Origin of the sequence: Micromonospora fluostatini (assembly GCF_050410825.1) — a bacterium.
GTDB lineage: Bacteria > Actinomycetota > Actinomycetes > Mycobacteriales > Micromonosporaceae > Micromonospora > Micromonospora rosaria.
Map to the genome: position 1 here is coordinate 6582501 of NZ_CP191251.1, position 17739 is coordinate 6600239.

The following is a 17739-nucleotide window of genomic DNA, read 5'->3' on the forward strand; positions in this document are numbered from 1 at the left end:
GGCCAGCTTGCGGGCGGTCTGCAGGGTGCCGGCCAGGATCGGCAGGCCGAGCACGGTGACCAGCAGTCCGGTCCCGAGCAGGGTGCCGGCGAACAGGACGACGAAGCCGGCGAGCGCCACCGGGAAGCCGAGCAGCACGTACCGGGTGTCGGTGCCGAGCTGGCGCAGCATCCCGGCCCGGGGGGTGAGGACGCCGGTGGGCGCCGGGGCGGCGACGGGCGGTGTGTCGGCGGAACTGCTGGTGGTCATGCCGTCGAGGCTAGGCAGCCGCCGGGGCGGAACCCATCCTGCCCGCCGGGTACGCGCTGGTAGGGCTACCCCCACCACGCCGATCTTGGTGATTGGCGAGGGAAGTCGGAATTGAGCAATAATCGACGGGTGGCACCGCCGCGTCCGGCGGATCGATCTTGTGGAATGGAGGCCTGGTGGCGGCGCTGCGCCGATCTGCAAGATCGCGATTTGTGCACGTCTTCACAAGCGCCTACTCTGTAGTTCCGACGCGCCCCACTAGCACAGCCGTGAGTATCGGCCGCCGGTGGGAGTCCCGAAACGGCCGGCGACGGGAGCTGGCAGAGGATCGCACCGCACGGAGTCTCATGAGTCAGCATCGTCACCCTGGCGCGTCCGGCCGCGCCGGTGTCGTACCGGCGCTCCCGGACCTGCCCGAGGCGACTGTCGCCCGGCTCCCGGAGTACCTTCGTGCCCTGCACAATCTCGCCGAAACCGGGCACGAGACCATCTCCAGCGAGGGTCTCGCCTCCGCCGCCGGGGTGAACTCCGCCAAGCTCCGCAAGGACCTCTCCCAGCTCGGCTCGTACGGCACCCGGGGGGTCGGGTACGACGTCGCCCTGCTGATCGACCAGATCGAGTACGTGCTCGGCCTCACCCAACGCCGGGCCGTGGCCCTGGTCGGCGTGGGTAATCTCGGTCACGCCCTGGCCGGCTACGACGGCTTCGCCACCCGGGGATTCCGGATCGCCGCGCTCTTCGACGCCGACCCGAGGCGGGTCGGTGAGGAGATCAGCGGGCTGGTCGTGCGGCACATCGACGACCTGCCCCGGGTCGCCGCCGAGGAGGCCATCGCGATCGGGGTGATCGCCACCCCGGCCGCCGCCGCCCAGCGGGTCGCCGACGAGCTGGTCGCCGTCGGCGTGACGAGCATCCTCAACTTCGCGCCGTGCGTACTCTCGGTGCCGGACGGGGTCGACGTGCGCAAGGTCGACCTCGCCATCGAGCTCCAGATCCTGTCCTTCCACGAGCACCGTAAGGCATCGTTGACCCGGCTGCCCGCCACCGGCGGGTCCACCCTCACCGCGTTGCCCGGCGGGCTCGCGGCTCCCGACACCCAGGAGGCGATCGGCACGTGAAGCTGCTCGTCGTCGGCGCGTCGTACCGCACCGCTCCGGTCGCTGTCCTGGAGCACCTGGCGGTCGCCCCGGCCGACCTCACCCGCACCCTGGACCGACTCGTCGGTCAGCCGTACGTGGCCGAGGCCGTGCTCGTCTCCACCTGCAACCGGGTGGAGGTGTACGCCGCCGTGTCCGGTTTCCACGGCGGGCTCGGCGACATCTGTGCCGTCCTCGCCGAGCAGGCGGGGTGCCCGCCGGCGGCGCTCGCCGACCACCTCTACGTGCACTACGACGCCGCCGCGGTGGAGCACGTCTTCCGGGTGGCCGCCGGGCTGGACTCGATGGTGGTGGGCGAGGCGCAGATCCTCGGCCAGCTCCGTGACGCGTACCACTGGGCCAGCGGCGCCGACTCGACCGGCCGGCTGCTGCACGAGCTGATGCAGCAGGCGCTGCGGGTCGGCAAGCGGGCGCACGCCGAGACCGGCATCGACCGGGCCGGCCAGAGTGTGGTCACCGCCGCGCTCGGCCTGGCCGCGGGGCACCTCGACGGTGGCCTCGCCGGCCGGCCGGCGCTCGTGGTCGGGGCCGGCGCGATGGGTGCCCTCGGGGTGGCGACCCTGTCCCGCCTGGGGGCCGGGCCGCTGGCCGTGACCAACCGGGGGGCCGAGCGGGCCGTTCGGCTGGCCGAGTCGTACGGGGCGAGCGCGGTGCCGATGACCGGGCTCCCCGCAGCGCTCTCCACAGTGGACATCGTAGTGGCCGCCACCGCGGCGACCGAACCGGTCCTCACCCGTGCGGTGGTCACCCGGGCGCTCGCCGGCCGGGACCCCGGGCGGGGGCCGCTGGTCCTGCTCGACCTGGCCGTGCCGCGCGACGTCGAGGCCGGCGTCGCCGAGCTGCCCGGCGTCGTGGTGATCGACATCGACCGGATGGCGGCGGTGCTGGCCGGCGGCCCGGCGGCGGCCGACGCCGCCGCCGTCGAGCGGATCGTCACCGGCGAGGTCGAGGGCTTCCTCACCTGGCTGCGCGGCGCCGACGTGGCGCCCACCGTGGCCGCCCTGCGCGGGCGCGCGGACGACGTGGTCAGCACCGAGCTGCGCCGGCTGGCGCAACGTCGCCCGGATCTCACCGACGAGCAGCGGGCCGAGGTGGCGCGTACGGTGCACCGGGTGGTGCAACGACTGCTGCACCAGCCCACCGTACGGGTCCGGCAACTCGCCGCGGAGCCCGGCGGCGACCAGTACGCGGCGCTGCTGCGCGAGCTGTTCGATCTCCAGGTGCCGCAGACCTCACCGGTCGGCACCGTCCCCGACGTGGTCGGCGGCACCGCGCCCGACGTGGTGGGCCCCGACACCGTCCCGCACTTCGGAGGTGACCGATGACCGTGCCCCTGCGCCTGGGTACCCGGGGCAGCGCGTTGGCGATGGCCCAGTCCGGGCAGGTCGCCGAGGCCCTCACCGCCGCCACCGGGCGGCCGGTCGAGCTGGTCGAGGTGGTCACCGCCGGGGACCGCTCGTCGGCCCCGGTGCACCGGCTCGGGGTCGGCGTCTTCGTCTCCGCCCTGCGGGACGCGCTCACCGCCCGCACCATCGACTTCGCGGTGCACTCCTACAAGGACCTGCCCACCGCGGAGGCGCCCGGTCTGCACATCGCGGCGGTACCGCCCCGCCAGGACCCCCGGGACGCCCTGGTCGCCCGGGACGGGCGGACCCTCGCCGAACTTCCCCCCGGTGCCACCGTGGGGACCGGCGCGCTGCGCCGCACCGCCCAACTGCACGCGCTCGGGATGCAGTTGGTGGTGACCCCGGTCCGGGGCAACGTCGACACCCGCCTGGCGCGGGTGCTCGGCCCGGACGCCGATCTCGACGCGGTGGTGCTGGCCCGGGCCGGCCTGGCCCGGCTGGGCCGCACCGACGAGATCACCGAGACGCTCGACCCGATGCTGATGCTGCCCGCGCCCGCCCAGGGCGCGCTGGCGGTGGAGTGCCGGGTCGACGACCCGGAGCTGGTCGAGCTGCTCGCCGTGCTCGACCACGCACCGTCCCGCGCCGCGGTCACCGCGGAACGGGCGTTGCTGGCCACCCTGGAGGCCGGGTGCTCCGCCCCGGTCGCCGCCTACGCGATCCTCGCCGAGGGGGAGCCGACCGGCTCCGGCACCGAGGACGAGATCGTCCATGAGATCTACCTGCGCGGGGCGGTGATCAGCCCGGACGGTACCCGAGACCTCCGGCTGTCCCGCACCGGTACGCCCGCCGACGCGGCGGAGATCGGCAAGGCCCTCGCCGCCGAACTCCTCGACCTCGGCGCCGACTCGATCCTCGGCCAGGACGAACAGGCCGGCCCGGGGACACAGCACATTGGGAGCACAGGATGACCCGCACCCGTAAGCCCGTAGGCCGCATCGCGTTCGTCGGGGCCGGCCCCGGCGACCCGGGCCTGCTGACCCGCCGGGCGCACGACGCCCTGGTCGACGCCGACCAGGTGGTGTACGACCGGGGCGTACCCGAGTCGCTGCTCGACGCCGTACGGACCCAGGCCCGCCAGGACACGCAGTTCAGCCCGGCCGAGGGTGTACCGGGGGACGTGGCGAAGGTGCTGATCTCGGCGGCCCGCTCCGGGCTGAACGCGGTGCACCTGGTCGCCGGGGACCCGTTCGGCCACGACTCGGTGGTCAAGGAGGTGCAGGCGGTGGCCCGCACCGCCGCGCACTTCGAGGTGGTCCCCGGGGTCAGCCAGGCCGAGGGGGTGGCCACCTACGCCGGTGTGCCGCTGCCCGGCGTGCGGACCGCCGCCGACGTCGAGGACGTCGCCGCGCTGGACTTCGAGGCGCTCGCCGCCGCCGTGGCCCGGGGTTCGCTGGCGCTCGCGGTGGACGCCGGTGACCTGGCCGCGATCCGGGACGGCCTGCTCGCCGCCGGGGTGGACGGCACGACCGAGGTCGGGGTGACCGGCGACGGCACCGGCGAGACGCAGTACACCACCACCTCGACGGTGGACTCGTTCGTCGCGGCGGCGCTCGGCTTCACCGGCCGGGTGGTGCTCACCCTCGGCTCCGGCGTCGGCCAGCGGGACAAGCTGAGCTGGTGGGAGAACCGCCCGCTGTACGGCTGGAAGGTGCTCGTCCCCCGGACCAAGGAGCAGGCCGGCGCGATGAGCGCCCGACTGCGCGCGTACGGGGCGATCCCGTGCGAGGTGCCGACCATCGCGGTGGAGCCGCCGCGTACCCCGGCGCAGATGGAGCGGGCGGTCAAGGGCCTGGTCGACGGCCGGTACGCCTGGGTCATCTTCACCTCGGTCAACGCGGTACGGGCGGTCTGGGAGAAGTTCGCCGAGCACGGCCTGGACGCCCGGCACTTCGGCGGCGTCAAGATCGCCTGTATCGGGGAGGCCACCGCCGAGGCGGTCCGTGCCTTCGGCATCCAGCCGGAGCTGATCCCCGCCGGGGAGCAGTCCTCGGAGGGGCTGCTGGCCGAGTTCTCCCCGCACGACGAGGTGCTCGACCCGGTCGGCCGGGTGCTGCTGCCGCGCGCCGACATCGCCACCGAGACGCTCGCCGCCGGGCTCACCGAGCGCGGCTGGGAGGTCGACGACGTCACCGCGTACCGCACGGTGCGGGCCGCCCCGCCGCCGGCCGAGATCCGGGACGCGATCAAGTCGGGTGGCTTCGACGCGGTGCTCTTCACCTCCTCGTCCACCGTCCGGAACCTGGTCGGTATCGCCGGCAAGCCGCACGCGCGTACCGTGGTCGCTGTCATCGGGCCCAAGACGGCGGAGACCGCGACGGAGTTCGGCCTGCGGGTCGACGTGCAGCCGCCGCACGCCTCGGTGCCCGACCTGGTGGAGGCGCTCGCCGCGTACGCCGTGGAGCTGCGGGAGAAGCTGGCCGCGATGCCGGCCAAGCAGCGTCGTGGCTCGAAGGTGCAGGGCCCCACCGCGCTGAGGTTCCGCTAGTCGTCAGGGAGGCCCCGCCATGCCGTACCCCGAGATCCGGCCCCGCCGGCTGCGCCGCACCCCGGCGGTGCGGCGGCTGGTCTCCGAGACCCGGGTGGCCCCGGCCGAGCTGGTGCTGCCGATGTTCGTCAAGGAGGGGCTCACCGAGCCCCGCCCGATCGCCTCGCTCCCGGGGGTGCTCCAGCACTCCCGGGACTCCCTGCGCAAGGCGGCCGTCGAGGCCGTCCAGGCCGGGGTCGGCGGGATCATGCTGTTCGGGGTGCCGGCCGAGCGGGACGCCACCGGCTCGGGCGGCATCGACCCGGCGGGCATCCTGAACGTCGCCATCCGGGACGTGGCCGCCGAGGTCGGCGACGCCACGGTGGTGATGAGCGACCTCTGCCTGGACGAGTTCACCTCGCACGGGCACTGTGGCCTGCTCGCCCCGGACGGTGACGTCGACAACGACGCCACCCTCGCCGCCTACGCGGAGATGGCGGTGGCCCAGGCCGCCGCCGGGGTCGGCGTGGTCGGCCCGTCCGGGATGATGGACGGCCAGGTCGGGGTGGTCCGCCGGGCGCTCGACGCGGCCGGGTACGCCGACGTCGCGGTGCTGGCCTACGCCGCCAAGTACGCCTCGGCCTTCTTCGGCCCGTTCCGGGACGCCGTCGAGTCGGCGTTGCAGGGCGACCGGCGCACCTACCAGCAGGACCCGGCGAACCTGCGGGAGTCCCTGCGCGAGGTGGAGCTGGACGTCGCCGAGGGCGCCGACATGGTCATGGTCAAGCCGGCCCTGCCCTACCTGGACGTGGTCGCGGCGGTCCGGGCCGCCGTGGACGTCCCGGTCGCCGCCTACCAGGTCTCCGGCGAGTACGCGATGGTCGAGGCCGCCGCCGCGAACGGCTGGGTCGACCGGGAACGGGTGATCCTGGAGACGCTCACCTCGATCCGCCGGGCCGGCGCGGGGATCATCCTCACCTACTGGGCCACCGAGGCCGCCCGGCTGCTGCGCGAGAGCTACTGACGACCGGGTGCTTCCGGGGCGCGGGGTTCAGCCGTCGCCGGGCGGAGCCGGTGGGCAACCGGGGTGCCTTTCGAGCTGCCCCGTGGACAGGACCGCCGGCCCTGGAGCAGCGGCCACGGCCTGTTCCGGTCGGCGCTCGCCGGAGCGTTCGGCGCGCCCTCGTTGCCCCGACACCGCCGCGCGCGGTCGCGCCGCCCGGTCGGATGCGGCAGAGCCCCACCGCCCCGCCCCCGTCCACCGGCGATCGGTCATCGGTCATCGGTCATCCGAGGCGAAGCACACGTCCCCAGGTGGGTGCGCGGGGTTGCCCCGTCCATGGGGGCAGCTCGACAGCGCCCGACCACAAGGCGGCCGTCCACCCGGAAACTGGCCGCCCGTTCCGGGCCCGGCTACCGGTCGGGCCCGGACGCCGGGGCCGCCGGCGGTGGGACGTCGGCCGGCCGGACCCGGGTCAGGACGAACATGTACGGGTGGTCCGAGCCCCGGACGTCCATCGCGCCCAGCACCCGGTCCGCGTCGATCCGGCGGAACGCGTCGTGGATCGGGTGGGCGTCGTAGCACATGGTGGCGGTGACCACCCCCCGGTACCCGGTCAGCCGCAGCCGCGCGGTCGGCCGGGCGGTGCCGAGCAGCGGCCGGAGCACCCGGAACAACGTGCCCGCCGCCGGCAACCGGGTCAGCGCCGGCTGCCGCATCAGCGTGCCGACCGGCAGCAGCGCCGGGTTGACGCTGGTCAGCCCCCCGCCGGGGGTACGGAAGACCAGCGGGTGGACCACCTCGGCGCTCTCGAACCGCTTGCCGTACCAGCCGAGCTGCTCCAACAGCCAGTCCATCGGGTGGCCGGTCGGCAGGCCGGTGCCGCGCCAGCGGCCCAGCATCTCCTCGACCGGCACCGCTGGCAGGGTGTCGTAGTACGCCAGGGTCGCGGCGAGGTCCGGTCGTGCGCGCAGCCCGTCGAGGACGTCCGGGCCGTCCGGTCGGGTGGTCATCTCGTACCGTCTCTCCCGCTTCCGGGTCAGCCGTGGGCGTCGAGCCGGTGCACCAGCTCGGCGACGTCCGCGCCGTACTCGCACCACTCGCGGTCGGGACGGTACCCCAGCTCGGCGTTGACCTTGAGCATCGCCTCGTTCGACTGGGCGTTCCAGGTCTGCACCTCGATCAGCCCCGGCTCGGCCGAGCGGAGTTCGAGCAGCATCCGCGCCTTGATCGCCCGGTCGATGCCGTACCCCCGGTGGTCCTGCACCACGATCGTGTCGTACTGGTCGGCCCGGGTCGGGTGCTGTGCCGGGACGACCACCTCGGTCAGCCCGGCCACCTCCCCGGTCCGCTCGTGCAGGGCCAGCACGATGTACGGCTTCATGCCCCGCCGGTGCAGGCAGTCCAGGCTGTCCCGGAGCCGCTCCGGCTCGTACGAGCTGGGCCGCAGCTCGCCGTCCTCGACGTCGCGGATCTCGGCCTTCGCCCGCACGTACGCCTCGATCAGCTCGTTCGGCGGCCCACCCGGATAGAACTGCACCTGGTAGCCCGCGCCCACCCCGGCGGCCATCTCGCCCAGCGCCGGCCAGTCCACCGTCGAGAGGTCGAGCACGCTGCGGGTCTCGACGTAGTCCCGGGTGAAGCCGAGCGACTCGTAGAAGGCGACGGCGGGCGTGTCACCCACCACCTCCACCCCGACCGACTGGAAGCCCTCCTGGTAGACCCGGCGGGCGGCCAGCCGGACCAGTCGTCGGCCGAGGCCGGTCCGGCGCTGGGACGGATGGACCAGCACCTCCAGCACCCCGATGTCGCCGAGCAGCAGCACGTGGACGTGCCCGAGGACGGCTCCCGGGGCCGTCGGGTCGGTCGGCTCGGCCTGGACGATCCAGGAGATCCGCCGCTCGCCGGGCATCACCTCGCCGAGGTACTCCCGCATCGAGTCCGCCCGCCAGGAAGGGTCCTGCGGAAGGTCGGTCGCCAGGACCGCGTTCAGCGTCTCCACCAGTGATGTGATCTCGGCGGACGACGCGGTCCTGGGATCCCATTCGCGCACCATCACCCGTCTAGCTTGCCGGGTGCGGGTGGCCGGCGGAAGTGTCCAGTTCTCCATTGTGCTTGGAAGATCACCTCACGTGCGACTGGCCTGACCGTACCGGTTGGCCGTGTTGTAGACGTCCAGCGCGTACCGGCGGACGTCGTTGTAGGACAGGATCGCCTCCCACCAGTCACCCGGAATGGTGAGGTTCCGGCTGCCCTTGCAGAGGTACCGGCCGGCGGCGAGCGCGGCGTCGTTGATGTTGTGCGGGTCCTTCACGCCGTCGTTGTCGGCGTCCGCCCCGATCTCCTCCCACGTGGTCGGGATGAACTGCATCGGCCCGACCGCCCGGTCGTACGTGGTGTCGTTGTCGAGCCGGCCCTGGTCGCTGTCCCGGATCAGCATCCGGCCGCCCTGGCCGTCCAGCGGCAGCCCGAAGATCAGCGGGTCCTCCGCCCGGCCGTTCGGCTTCAGGGTCGCCCCGTTCGCCTGCCCGTGCCGGGACTCCACGAACCCGATCGCGGCGAGCGTGGTCCAGCTCAGCCCGCAGCTCCGGTTCGTCTCGGCGAGCACCAGTTCGGCGTAGCCGTACGCCTGCATGGCGACCGGCGAGATGCCCACCTTGGCGCCGGTGGTCTGCGCCCACGCGGCGAGCGCGTCGGCCGGCCGCCCGGCGGCCGGACCGACCGCCGGCCCCGTCGGCAGCACGCCGCCGGGACCCGGTGTCACCCCCGGCAGGGGCGACCCGGAGAGGCCGGGCAGCGGCGTCCCGCCGGGCAGGGCCGGCACCGCCGTCGCGCCGGGCGGCAGGGGTACCCCGGTCCCGAGCCCCGGCACCACGCCGCTGCTCGGGTCGGCGGTCGCCCCGGCGACCCGCCGGGTGTCCCCGGCGGTCGCCGGCACCAGCAGCGCGCCGGCCGTCGCCGTGGCCGCGACCAGGGCGAGCAGGAACAGGCCGGGCAGGGTGAGCCGCCCGCTGGGCCGCCGGGACCACTCCCGGGTGGCCTGCGCCGCCCTCCTCGCAGCCCGCCGGGGCGGCGTCCGCAGCGCGTGCGCGAACGGAACCCGCCGCCGCCGACCCCCCGTCGCGCCGGCCGCCCCCGATCCCCCGGCCGCCGTGCCCCCGGCCGCCGTGCCGCCGGTGCTGGCCTTCGTGCGGTCGGCCTCGATCTTCGTCCCGTCGGTGCTGGTCTTCGTGCCGTCCGCACCGGCCGCCGTGCCGTCGACCTCGATCTTCGTGCCGTCGATCTTCGTGCCGTCGATCTTCGTGCCGTCGATCTTCGTGTCGCTGATGCTGGCCTTCGTGTCGCCGGTGCCGGTGTCAGCGCCGGTGGCGGAGACGGTGCCGGTGCTGGCCGCCGGGCCGCCGCTGCCGTTTCCGGTCCCGCTGGCGGTGTCGACGGTGCTGGCCTCGGGGCTGCCGGTGGCCGCCGCCGTCGGGCCGTCCCCGTGCCCGGCCGCCGGACCTGCGGTGCCGGCGGCGGCCCCGCCCGTCGCGGGGGCCGCGCCGGCCTTCCCCGTTCCTGGCGTACCCGCTCCGGCGTCCCCGGCGGCATCGGGCGCTCCGCCCTCGGTCCTCCCCGCCTCGGTCCTCCCCGCCTCGCTCTTCCCGGTCGTGCTCTTCCCGACCGTCGGATCGGCGGTGCTGGCCTGCTGGGCGGCGGCGCCGGCGGCTGAGGCGGTGCCGGTCGGTGGGGTGGTGCCGGTCGGTGGGGTGGTGTCGGCGGCAGCCGGGGGCTGCTCAGCAGGCTGTCTGCTCAGCCAGGGGCGGCGCGGCCGGGGTATCCGGAAGACGCGGGTCGGTGCCGGCGTGTCGCCGGACGGAGCGGGCCCGGCCGGGGGCGCGGCCGGCCGCAGAGGTCGGTTCATCGAGCTTTCCTGGCCGTCCACCACTCGTGGAGTATCACCCATGCTGCCCAGCACGTCAGGTCCGGCCGTACCCTGGTGGCATGCCCCGGTACGAGTTCCGTTGCCGCGCGTGCGGCGACACCTTCGAGGTAAACCGCCCGATGGCCCAGGCCGGCGCGCCGGCGTCCTGCCCGCAGGGGCACCACGACACGGTCAAGCTCCTCTCCACGGTCGCGGTCACCGGCCGGGGCGGTGCGGGAGCGGCCGGTGGTGCGCCCGCGCCCACCGGTGGAGGTTGCTGCGGCGGAGGCTGCGGCTGCTGACACCATCGTCCCCAGTGGACGGCGTGTATCCCCCGACCTTGCCGCTGCGCAGGTCGAATGGCACCGTGGGGCACACCCGTTGGCCGCCGACGGCGCGCTACGGATGGCCCGGGAGTGCATGATGCCGACGTGAGGTGCGGAGGTTCCACGCATGTCGACACCGACCGACCTCCCGAGCGGCCTGGTGACCTTCGTGTTCACCGACATCGAGGGGTCGACCAGGCTGGCTCAGCTACTCGGCCCGGGGTACCGGCCGGTGCTGCGGGAACACCGCCGGTTGCTGCGCCGCACGCTGGCCAGCACCGAGGGCGCGGAGCTGCTCACCGAGGGGGACTCGTTCTTCATCGCGTTCTCCGACGCCGCCGCCGCCCTGACCGCCTGCCTCACCGCCCAACTGGCCCTGACCGGCCACGACTGGCCCAGCCCGGAGTCGGCCCCCCGGGTCCGGATGGGGCTGCACACCGGGTACGCCGAGCCGCGCGACGGTGAGTACGCCAGCCCGGAGGTGCACCGGGCCGCCCGGGTCGCCGCCGCTGCCCACGGTGGGCAGGTGCTCTGCTCGGCGGCGACCGCCCGGCACGCCGATCCGCTGCCGGTCGGGGCGTCCCTGCTCGACCTCGGCCTGCACCGGCTGCGCGGTTTCGACGACCGGGAACGGCTGTTCCAGCTCGTCGCGCCCGGTCTGGAACGGCAGTTCCCGCGCCCGCGTACGGCCGACGCGGTGGCACACAACCTGCCCACCCAGGTCACCACGTTCATCGGCCGGCAGGCCGAGCGGGCCGAACTGGACCGGTTGATGCGGCAGCACCGACTGGTGACCGTGCTGGGGGCCGGGGGCGCCGGCAAGACCCGGCTGGCCGTGGAACTCGCCGCCTGCGTGGTGGAGTCCTATCCGGACGGGCTCTGGTTCGTCGACATCGCCACGGTCACCGACCCGGGCCTGGTGGCGTTCGCCGTCGCCGCCGTGCTCGGCCTGCGTCCGGAGCCCGGCCGCCCGATGGTGGACACCCTGGTCGAGTACGCCACCGACCGGCGGATGCTGATCGTCCTGGACACCTGCGACGCCCAGCCGGCCGCCTCGGCGGAACTCATCTCCCGGCTGCTCGCCGGCGGCGGTGGTGTCCGGGTGCTCGCCACCAGCCGGGAGTCCTTCGGGCTGCCCGGCGAGGTGGTGTGGCGGATCCCGCCGCTCTCGGTCGACCCACGTCCCGACGGGGCGCAGAGCGACGCGGTCGCGCTGCTGCTCGACCGGACGGTGGCGGCCCGGGGTGGCCGGCAGCCCCATCCGGCCGAGGAGGCCGACCTCTGGCGGGTGGTGCAGCGGCTCGACGGCCTGCCGCTCGCCATCGAACTGGCCGCCGCCCGGCTACGGGTCCTCTCGGCCGGGCAGCTCGCCGAGCGGCTCGACGACGTGCTGGGCACCCTCGACGCGGGGCGGGACGACCCGACCCCGACCCCGACCGAGGGGGACTGGAGCGGCAACCAGGAGGACACCGTCGACCTGGTCGCCGCCGCGACCGGGGCCTCCCCGCCCACCCCGGCCACCCGGGCGGTACGCCGGTCGGCGGCGGAACGGCACCTCACCATGCAGGCGACGGTGACCTGGTCGTACCGGACCCTCGGGCCCCGGGCGGCACGCCTGCTGCGCTGGCTGTCGGTCTTCGCCGGCCCGGTCGACCTGGCGACCGTGCAGTGGCTGCTCGACGACGACCCGCTCGACCCGCTCAGTGTGCTGGTCGACAAGTCGATGCTGCTGGCCGAGCCGAGCGCCGCCGGCAGCACGTACCGGATGCTCGACCCGATCCGGGCGTACGCGGCGCGGCGGCTGGCCGAGGCCGGCGAGGAACGGACCGCCCGGGACCGGCACGTGGCCTGGTCGACGCACGCCCTGGAACGGGCCCACCTGGGCCCGGACGGGCGGCCGGTGACCCTGTCGCTGTACGCACTGGACCCGCTGGCCGGGGAGCTACGGGCCGCACTGCGCTGGTGCGCCACCGGGGGCAGCGCGCGCGCCGGCCTGCGGCTGGCCGGTGGACTGGACCAGTGGTGGCGGGAGCGGGGCCTGGCCCGGGAGGGGCGGCTCTGGCTGTTCCGGCTCTACGGCCGGATCGCCGAGACCGGTGAGGTGATCCCCGAGGCGGAGCTGGCGGCGGCGTACCATCTGCACTCGCTGCACGCCGGCGCGGACGGTGAGCTGGCCGAGGAGCTGCGCTTCTCGCAGCGGGCCGAGGCCGCCGCCCGGCAGGCCGGGGAGGCCGGGCTGCTGGCCCGGGTGCTCGCCGGACGGGCCGCCCCGCTGGTCGACATGGGACAGTTCGTCGAGGCGGAGCGGGTCTGCCGGGAGGTCATCGACTGGGCGCACGAGCAGGGCGTGATGGGCGACGCGCTCTTCGCCGTGTTCAGCCTGGCCGAGCTGCTCTGGCAGCGGGGCGCCCTGGACGAGGCGGCGGAGTTGCTGGGCGCGGCCCGCCCGATCGAGGCGGCCCGCCCGGTCGAGCGGGGCCGCCGGTCGGTGGACATGCTGCTCGGCATGGTGGCGCTGGCCCGGGGTGACCTGGTGGCCGCGCACGAGCACCTGCTGGTGGCGCTCCGCTCCCGGTTGAGCCACGGCTTCCACGGGCGGGCCTGCGACACCGTGGACGCGATCGCGGTGCGCTGTGCCGCCGGGGGCGACGCGCTCACCGCCGCCCGGCTCTTCGGTGCCGCCCAGGCGACCCGGGCCAGCATGCGCTGCACCCCCGGCATCCACGACGCGTACTGGTCGCAGCGGCAGGCGGAGGTACGGGAGCGGCTCGGTGACGGGGCCTTCGACGCCGCGTACGAGGAGGGGAGCGAGCTGAGCCTGGAGGAGGCGGCGGCGCTCGCGCTCCGGGTGGAGCATCCCGACCTCGCCGCGGACTCGACCCGCTTCACCACCCCCGCCCCACCCGTCGCCCCCTGAGCCCCCCACCCCGATGTAAGGAAGGGCCCCCTTTTAACACCTCCGGGTGAGAGGGGAACCCTTCTCTACCGTATGCGTTAACAAGGGGCCCTTCCTTACACCTAGGCGGCTCGCTGCTCGGCGTGGGCCTTGAGGTCGGCGGCGCGGTCCAGGTCGGCCTGGCTGACGGCGGCGACGGAGCCGAAGAGGCGGACCGCCTCGTAGTAGGTCCAGGCCAGGCTGAGGCAGGCCGGCCGGACGACCGAGTTGTACGTGGCGCAGACCCGCTTCAGGTCCTCGTAGAAGGCGCTGTCCAGGCGGGCCTTGTTGGCGGAGAACTGGCCGACCGCCTTGTAGTTGCGGTACCCGAAGTCGTGCCGGTGGCAGGAGGTCGCGAAGCTGAAGCCGAGCGGGTTGTCCGGGCTGGACGAGCAGTAGTCGGTGGACCAGTCGAAGTTGTAGGCGGCCCACGGCGCCCGGTTGAGCCGGGCCGAGTTCCAGTTGTTGTAGCTGGTGGCGCTGGTCTGGGTCCAGCTCGACAGGACGCTCAGCTTCTGCTGCTGGGTGGGGGCGGCGGCGGCCGGGGACGCGGCGGCGAAGGTGCCCGCCAGGGCCAGTGCGGCGGTGGCGACGAGGGTGGCGAGACGGCGGCGCATGGGGACCTCCAGGGTGGCGGGGGTGTGGGGGTTACCGGTCGGTCACCGGGATGTCGACCAGTGTCGTTGTATCGTCATCCATGGATCTTCCACGGAGGGGAAGTATTGGTGACATGCGTGGAAAGAGACGAATGCCCTGAGGTGTCGGAGCTGACCCGGTCAGGGTCGGGCGGCCGGCCCGGTCAGAGCCGCCGGGGCGGGCTGACCGGGCTCTCGTTGGCGAGCCGGTCGAGCGCGGTGACCCGGTAGGTGTACCGCCGGTCCGGCGCGGCCGTCGGGTCCACCCAGGACTGCGTCGCGCCCGGGGCGGCCCGGACCGTGTCGACCAGGTGCGCGGCGTCGGCCAGCCCGCACGGGTCGGTCGGGCCCGCCCCGTCGAACCGGTAGATCGCGTACCCGGTCGCCGTGCCGAACGGGCCCACCCCGTCGGCCGGCTGCCGCCAGGTCAGCCGTACCCCGTCGGCCTGCCGGGTCGCGCCGCTGAGCACCGGGGCGAGCAGCGGCCGGGCCGGCAGGTGCGGCATGGCGGGTACCAGCGCCGGACGGGAGTAGTGCTCGGCGGCGTAGAGGTCGGTCGCGCCGAGCCGGTTGGCCCGGACCTGGACGGCGGAGAAGTGGATGTTCCCCAGGACCTCCGGGTACGCCCGGTTCAGCGTCAGGTGGTCGGACAACTCGCGCGGGTCCTGCCAGTCCGGCCCGTACGCGGGGTCGCCGCTCTTGTAGTCGGCCTGCCCGACGTAGAGGTGCACCCGGGTGCCCCGGACGGTGCCGGCCCACCACGGGACCAGCCGGGCGTAGTCGGCCGCCGGATACTGCCCGATGTACCAGTACAACTGCGGCACGACGTAGTCGATCCACTCCTGGCGTACCCACCGGCGGCTGTCCGCCGAGACGATGTCGTAGGACTGGCTGCCGGTGGTGTCCGAGCCGAGCGGGTCGGCCGAGGCGTTGCGCCAGATGCCGAACGGGCTCACCCCGAACTTCACCCACGGCTTGACCGCCTTGATCCGGGTGCCGGTCTCCTGGATCAGCAGGTCGACGTTGTCCCGTCGCCAGTCCGCCCGGTCGGTGAAACCCCGGTGGTACCGGGCGAAGGTGGCGTCGTCGGGCACCTCGTGCGTGCCGCTCGGGTACGGGTAGAAGTAGTCGTCGAAGTGCACCCCGTCGATGTCGTACCGCCGGACGGCGTCCAGGATCGCGGTCTGTACGAACGCGCGGACCTCGGGTACCCCGGGGTCGTAGTAGAGCCGGCTGCCGGCGACCCCGGCCGGCGGGTACGCGAAGGTCCACTCCGGCTGCCGCCGGGCCGGATGGCCGGGCGCGAGCCGGTCGAGGTCGGCACCGGCCCCGCCCGGCGCCGGCATGGAGACCCGGTACGGGTTGAACCAGGCGTGGAACTCCAGGTTGCGGCGGTGTGCCTCGGCGACGAGGAAGCCCAGCGGATCCCAGCCCGGATCCTGGCCCCGCACCCCGGTCAGGTACTCCGACCAGGGCTCGTGCGGCGACGGCCAGAGCGCGTCGGCGGTCGGCCGGACCTGGACGACGACCGCGTTGTGGTGCCGCCGCTGCGCGAGGTCGAGCAGCGCGCGGTACTCGGCCTGCTGGGCGGCGATCCGGTCCGGGGCGGTCAGCGAGGCCGCCGACGGCCAGTCGATGTTGACCACCGACGAGATCCACATCGCCCGGAACTGCCGTTTCGGCGTCGCCGGATCGGTGTCGCAGCCGGCGGCCGGTCCGGGGCCGGCGGAGGTGGCGGTCGGTCCGGCGGCGGTGTTCAGCGGGGGGCGGTGGGTGGGCGGCGTGGTCGTGGCGGTCGCCGGGGTGGCGGCGGCAAGCGGACCGAGCAGCGCCACGGCCAGGGCGGCGGCGGGCAGCCGGAACAGTGTCATCCGGCACCTCCCTTCGTCGGGTCGGCGGGCGGAACCCGGCGTCGGCGGCGGCCCGCCGGACCGGACCTGTCGGCGACATTCGCCGCACGACGAATATCGATAGAAGGAAAGTTTCACATCCGTCCAAGGTGCGCAAGGGGTCGCGGCCGGCGACGCCCGTCGATGCCTTGTTCGATCCGGGGTGATGCGACGGAGGGTGGCCAGGTGTTACCGAAAGGCCGCGCGGGGTGACGGTTCGCTGGTCGTCGGGGCGGGTAGCAACGCCGGTCACCAGCCGCCGACGGGGTGGCCGACCGGTGGGAGGGGTGAGCGCGGTGTCCGTGCTGCGCACCAAACCGATCCAGGACGTGATCGCCCAGAGCACCGCCGAGGAGGGCGGGCAGGGCCGGCGGCTACGCCGGAAGCTGGGCCCGTTCGACCTGATGGGCTTCGGCGTCGGCATCGTGATCGGTACCGGCATCTTCACCCTGACCGGCCTGGAGGCCCGCGACTCCGCCGGTCCCGCGGTGATCGTCTCGTTCGCCGTCGCCGGGGTGGTCGCCCTGCTCGCCGCGCTCTGCTACGCCGAACTCGCCTCCAGCGTGCCGACCGCCGGCAGCGCCTACACCTACGCGTACGCGACCATGGGCGAGGTGGTCGCCTGGATCATCGGGTGGGACCTGCTGCTGGAGTTCGCCCTCGGCGCGGCCGTGGTCGCCCGGGGCTGGTCCGGGTACCTCGCCGAACTGTTCGGCCTGCCCACCGCCTGGTTCGGCGAGGAGGGCAGCGTCGTCAACGTCGGCGCGATCGCCATCGTGGCGCTGCTCGGCCTGGTCGCCACCGTCGGCATCCAGCAGTCCGCCCGGATCACCAACGTCCTGGTCGTGGTCAAGGTCGCGATCTGCGTCTTCATCGTGGCCGCCGGGCTCTTCTTCATCACCGCCGACAACCTCACCCCGTTCGTCCCGCCGACGCAGGAGCCGCCCGCCGGTGAGTCCGGCCTGGCCCAGCCGCTGACCCAGGTGCTGTTCGGGCTGGAGCCGTCCGTCTTCGGGATCGCCGGGGTGCTCAGCGCGGCGGCGGTGGTCTTCTTCGCGTACACCGGGTTCGAGGCCGTGGCGAACCTCGGTGAGGAGACCCGGCGGCCCGGCCGCGACCTGCCGCTCGGGCTGCTCGGCACGCTGGGCCTCTCCGCCGTGCTCTACGTCGGGGTGTCGTTCGTGGTGGTCGGCATGGTGCCGTACACCGAGATCGACCGGGGCGCCCCGATCGCCGCCGCCTTCAACGCGGTCGGCGCCACCTGGGCCGGCGCGCTGGTGGCGATCGCCGCCGTGGCCGGTCTGACCAGCGTGATCCTGGTCCAGTTGGTGGCGATCGGCCGGATCGGGTACGCCATCGCCCGGGACGGGCTGATCCCGCCGAAGATCGGCGAGATCCACCCCCGCTGGGGCACCCCGTACCGGGTCACCCTGCTGATGACGGTGCTGGTGGCGCTGCTCGCCGGCTTTCTGCCGCTCTCCGCCCTGGCCGACCTGGTGAGCATCGGCGCGCTCTTCGCCTTCGTGATCGTCTCGGTCGCGGTGCCGCTGCTGCGCCGTACCCGGCCGGAGTTGAAGCGCCCGTTCCGGGTGCCCCTCTCCCCGGTCCTCCCGGTCGTCAGCGCGCTGGCCTGCGTGTACCTGATGCTGAACCTGTCGGTGGAGACCTGGCTGCGCTTCCTCGCCTGGCTGCTGCTCGGCGTAATCATCTACGCCGCCTACGGCCACCGCCGCAACCGCCTGGCCCGCCGCTGACCCGCCCCCCTCCGCCC

13 protein-coding genes and 1 pseudogene (1 of these 14 cut by a window edge) are annotated in these 17739 nt (G+C 74.3%); 8 read left to right on the forward strand and 6 right to left on the reverse strand.

What is annotated here, in order from left to right:
* Nucleotides 1–249, reverse strand: a pseudogene (locus ACQUFX_RS29380) (sensor histidine kinase); its annotated part reaches 837 nt to the left of the window's first position; the annotation flags it as partial.
* Nucleotides 250–596: 347 nt separating this feature from the next.
* Here ACQUFX_RS29380 and ACQUFX_RS29385 point away from each other — a divergent pair.
* From ACQUFX_RS29385 to hemB, 5 genes are read left to right on the forward strand one after another with little or no spacing between them, the layout of a single operon-like run.
* Nucleotides 597–1367, forward strand: a complete 771-nt coding sequence (locus ACQUFX_RS29385) for a redox-sensing transcriptional repressor Rex (protein WP_428963428.1) — start codon at nt 597–599, stop codon at nt 1365–1367.
* The gene (locus ACQUFX_RS29390; RefSeq protein ID WP_428963429.1) at nt 1364–2731 is read left to right on the forward strand and encodes a glutamyl-tRNA reductase; all 1368 of its coding nucleotides are present in this window, start codon (nt 1364–1366) and stop codon (nt 2729–2731) included. Before ACQUFX_RS29385 ends, ACQUFX_RS29390 begins: the two co-directional genes overlap by 4 nt.
* Nucleotides 2728–3723 (forward strand): hydroxymethylbilane synthase, encoded by a 996-nt coding sequence (gene hemC / locus ACQUFX_RS29395; protein WP_428963430.1) that lies wholly within the window; start codon nt 2728–2730, stop codon nt 3721–3723. The genes ACQUFX_RS29390 and hemC overlap by 4 nt, the downstream gene beginning before the upstream one ends.
* The gene (locus ACQUFX_RS29400) at nt 3720–5300 is read left to right on the forward strand and encodes a bifunctional uroporphyrinogen-III C-methyltransferase/uroporphyrinogen-III synthase (RefSeq protein WP_428963431.1); all 1581 of its coding nucleotides are present in this window, start codon (nt 3720–3722) and stop codon (nt 5298–5300) included. The genes hemC and ACQUFX_RS29400 overlap by 4 nt, the downstream gene beginning before the upstream one ends.
* A 19-nt stretch (nt 5301–5319) precedes the next feature.
* On the forward strand, nt 5320–6303 hold the full coding sequence (gene hemB / locus ACQUFX_RS29405; protein WP_428963433.1) for a porphobilinogen synthase: 984 nt from the start codon (nt 5320–5322) through the stop codon (nt 6301–6303).
* 389 nt (nt 6304–6692) lie between these two features.
* On the opposite strand, the gene ACQUFX_RS29410 is transcribed toward hemB, so the two are convergent.
* From ACQUFX_RS29410 to ACQUFX_RS29420, 3 genes are all read right to left on the reverse strand, one after another.
* Nucleotides 6693–7292 (reverse strand): DUF4334 domain-containing protein, encoded by a 600-nt coding sequence (locus ACQUFX_RS29410; protein ID WP_428963434.1) that lies wholly within the window; start codon nt 7290–7292, stop codon nt 6693–6695.
* Between the two features lie 26 nt (nt 7293–7318).
* On the reverse strand, nt 7319–8335 hold the full coding sequence (locus ACQUFX_RS29415) for a GNAT family N-acetyltransferase (RefSeq protein WP_428967120.1): 1017 nt from the start codon (nt 8333–8335) through the stop codon (nt 7319–7321).
* 72 nt (nt 8336–8407) lie between these two features.
* The gene (locus tag ACQUFX_RS29420; RefSeq protein ID WP_428967121.1) at nt 8408–9484 is read right to left on the reverse strand and encodes a lytic transglycosylase domain-containing protein; all 1077 of its coding nucleotides are present in this window, start codon (nt 9482–9484) and stop codon (nt 8408–8410) included.
* 779 nt (nt 9485–10263) lie between these two features.
* On the opposite strand from ACQUFX_RS29420, the gene ACQUFX_RS29425 reads away from it, so the two are divergent.
* Nucleotides 10264–10485, forward strand: coding sequence for an FmdB family zinc ribbon protein (locus tag ACQUFX_RS29425; RefSeq protein ID WP_083978399.1), 222 nt, complete (start codon nt 10264–10266; stop codon nt 10483–10485).
* Between the two features lie 151 nt (nt 10486–10636).
* The gene (locus ACQUFX_RS29430; protein WP_428963435.1) at nt 10637–13426 is read left to right on the forward strand and encodes an ATP-binding protein; all 2790 of its coding nucleotides are present in this window, start codon (nt 10637–10639) and stop codon (nt 13424–13426) included.
* Between the two features lie 101 nt (nt 13427–13527).
* Here ACQUFX_RS29430 and ACQUFX_RS29435 read toward each other — a convergent pair whose 3' ends face one another.
* The gene (locus ACQUFX_RS29435) at nt 13528–14061 is read right to left on the reverse strand and encodes a phospholipase (protein ID WP_428963436.1); all 534 of its coding nucleotides are present in this window, start codon (nt 14059–14061) and stop codon (nt 13528–13530) included.
* Between the two features lie 182 nt (nt 14062–14243).
* A complete protein-coding gene (locus tag ACQUFX_RS29440) occupies nt 14244–15950 on the reverse strand; it encodes a glycoside hydrolase family 10 protein (RefSeq protein ID WP_428963438.1) in 1707 nt (568 codons plus the stop codon).
* A gap of 305 nt (nt 15951–16255) precedes the next feature.
* Here ACQUFX_RS29440 and ACQUFX_RS29445 point away from each other — a divergent pair, with 305 nt between their 5' ends.
* Nucleotides 16256–17722: an amino acid permease gene (locus ACQUFX_RS29445; protein ID WP_428963439.1), complete on the forward strand. Its 1467-nt coding sequence runs from the start codon at nt 16256–16258 to the stop codon at nt 17720–17722.
* The last annotated feature ends 17 nt before the right edge of the window (nt 17723–17739 follow it).